Origin of the sequence: Pseudomonas sp. JR33AA (assembly GCF_021378985.1) — a bacterium.
Classification (GTDB): Bacteria; Pseudomonadota; Gammaproteobacteria; order Pseudomonadales; family Pseudomonadaceae; genus Aquipseudomonas; species Aquipseudomonas alloputida.
Genome location: NZ_JAJSAW010000039.1, coordinates 1 through 2,383, shown reverse-complemented (window position 1 = coordinate 2,383; position 2,383 = coordinate 1). Strand labels below are relative to the sequence as shown.

Below are 2,383 nucleotides of genomic sequence, written 5' to 3'. Positions count from 1 at the left end.
GTAAGCGTCCGGCGAACTCACCTTGCGTAAGTCAGGCCGGCATCCACTGATGCGGCAGCAATTGCCCGATCTCACTGGCCCGTTGGGTCGGCAGCCGCGTCAGCACATCCTTGAGATAGGCATACGGATCATGCCCATTCATGCGTGCCGACTGGATCAAACTCATGATCGCCGCCGCACGTTTGCCGCTGCGTAGCGACCCGGCAAACAACCAGTTTGAGCGCCCGAGTGCCCATGGCCGTATCTGGTTCTCGACCTGGTTGTTGTCGATGGGCACAGCCCCATCGTCCAGGTAGCGCGTCAGCGCTACCCAGCGTTTCAGGCTGTAGTCGAGGGCTTTGGCCGTGGCTGATCCGTTGGGCACCAAGTCGCGCTGGGCCAACATCCAGTCATGCAGTGTTTTGAGGATTGGCACCGCCATTTCTTGACGTATTCGCCAACGATCTTCATCACTCATGTTCCGCGCTTGGCGTTCGACCTCGTACAAACCGCTGATCGAGTGCAGGGCCTGTTCAGCCAGCTGGCTTTTATTCGCTACGTGCAGATCAAAGAACTTGCGACGGGCGTGGGCCATGCAGCCGATTTCAGTGATGCCTTGCTCAAATCCGGCCTTGTAGCCAGCGAAGTCATCGCAAACCAGCTTGCCGTTCCAGTCGCCCAGGAAGTTGCGTGCATGTTCGCCAGCACGGCTTGGGCTGAAGTCGTAAACCACCGCGTTGAGCGCCGAAAACGGCGTCGTGCTGTAGGCCCATACATAGGCCCGGTGGGTTTTCTTCTCGCCGGGCGCAAGCATCTGTACCGGTGTCTCGTCGGCGTGTATCACGCCCTGGTTCAGTACAGCGTCACGCAATGCATCGACCAGTGGCTGAAGCCGCACACCGGTTTGTCCAACCCACTGCGCCAGGGTCGAGCGAGCAATTGCCAGCCCGGCGCGGCCAAAGATTTTCTCCTGCCGGTACAGCGGCAAGTGATCGGCAAACTTGGCCACCATCACGTGGGCCAACAGGCCTGCGGTCGGGATACCCTTGTCGATAACCTGCGCCGGCACAGGCGCCTGGATCAGTGTTTCGCACTGACGACAGGCCCATTTGCCCCGTACATGCTGCTCGACGGTAAAAACGCCCGGCGTGTAATCCAGCTTCTCGCTGACGTCTTCGCCGATGCGATGAAGTTGGCAGCCGCAGACGCACTGGGTGTTTTCGGGTTCGTGACGAATCACCGTGCGTGGAAACTGCGGTGGCAATGGTGAACGTTTCGGGGACTGCCGTGGTTCGGCCTGTGACGAAGCGGGAAGAAGCTGTTTCAGCTCGGCCTCGATAGCTTCAAGGTCGGTATCGAGCAGGTCATCCAGCAAGCTGCCTTGCGCCGGGCTGATCTGCTCGCTGCGCTTGGCAAACTTGTGGCGTTTGAGCAGGGCGATTTCGAACTTGAACTGTTCGATGCGGATTTCATCATTCTGAATCTTCTTGCTCATCGCCTCGACTTGGGATTGCAACTGCAACGCCTGTGCCGCCAAGGCACGAAGCTGTTCCGGGGTCATCTGGTCGAGGTTGGGCGAGAAAGTCATGCCGCCGATTGTGCCAGAGCAGGCGCGGGACAACGACAAGTAGACCGGCCAAATGACCGGCGTTTACAGCACGGTAATCACACCGCCTGCACCAACGCGTTGCCATGGCAGGCCCAGTACCAACGCCTGGAGTTGCTCGCTGTCGAGTTCGACCTCCGCGCCATGGCGAATGCCGGGCCAGTAGAACTTGCCTTGGTTCAGTCGACGCGCTGCAAGCCAGACGCCAACGCCGTCGTGCACCAGCACTTTCATTCGGTTAGCCCGGCGATTAGCGAAAAGATAAGCGCAGTGCGGCTTCGCCGCACCGAACACCGCGATCACTCGGGCCAATGCCGTTTCGGTGCCGGCGCGCATATCCATCGGTTCTGTGGCCAGCCAGATCGCATCGATGCGGATCATTGAGCGACAGCCCGGACAAATTGTGCGCAGCCCTCGGGATCTGAGATTGGCCATTTCACCGTGATCACTTGCCCGGCCATGGACAATTCGATTATCACTGACGCTTCGACTGGCCGTTTAGGTGCAGCCTTTAACGGGACGAATGCCGGCAGTGAAGTCGCTGCGGGCTGATCTCGATAGAGCGGCATCCATTTGCGGATGACGTTGGCATTGATGCCGTGGCTGATGGCGACACTGGACACTGTCGCCCCAGGTTGCAGGCATTCCTGAACGACCTGGGCTTTGAACGGTTTCGGATAAGAGTTTCGTTGGCGCATGGAAATCCTGGCGATAAGGGTGATCGCGTCCGCTTAAAAATACGCGGACACCATCGCCCTTAATGCTGGAGTTCGGAAGGTGAGTTCGCCGGACGCTTAC

General features: G+C 59.0%; 3 protein-coding genes. All 3 read right to left on the bottom strand.

What is annotated here, in order from left to right:
* Positions 1 to 31: 31 nt before the first annotated feature.
* Positions 32 to 1,567, bottom strand: a complete 1,536-nt coding sequence (gene tnpC / locus LVS58_RS24865; RefSeq protein ID WP_233693233.1) for an IS66 family transposase — start codon at positions 1,565 to 1,567, stop codon at positions 32 to 34.
* Positions 1,568 to 1,630: 63 nt separating this feature from the next.
* Complete coding sequence (gene tnpB, locus LVS58_RS24860) at positions 1,631 to 1,966, bottom strand: IS66 family insertion sequence element accessory protein TnpB (RefSeq protein ID WP_233693232.1); 336 nt, start codon at positions 1,964 to 1,966, stop codon at positions 1,631 to 1,633.
* Positions 1,963 to 2,283 carry an IS66-like element accessory protein TnpA gene (gene tnpA / locus LVS58_RS24855; protein ID WP_233693231.1) on the bottom strand — a complete coding sequence of 107 codons (321 nt, stop codon included), beginning with the start codon at positions 2,281 to 2,283 and terminating at the stop codon, positions 1,963 to 1,965. Before tnpA ends, tnpB begins: the two co-directional genes overlap by 4 nt.
* Positions 2,284 to 2,383 lie beyond the last annotated feature (100 nt).

Coding starts and splice junctions, on each gene's coding strand:
- tnpC (WP_233693233.1), bottom strand. CDS start 1,567: ATGACTTTCTCGCCCAACCTCGACCAGATGACCCCGGAACAGCTTCGT.
- tnpB (WP_233693232.1), bottom strand. CDS start 1,966: ATGATCCGCATCGATGCGATCTGGCTGGCCACAGAACCGATGGATATG.
- tnpA (WP_233693231.1), bottom strand. CDS start 2,283: ATGCGCCAACGAAACTCTTATCCGAAACCGTTCAAAGCCCAGGTCGTT.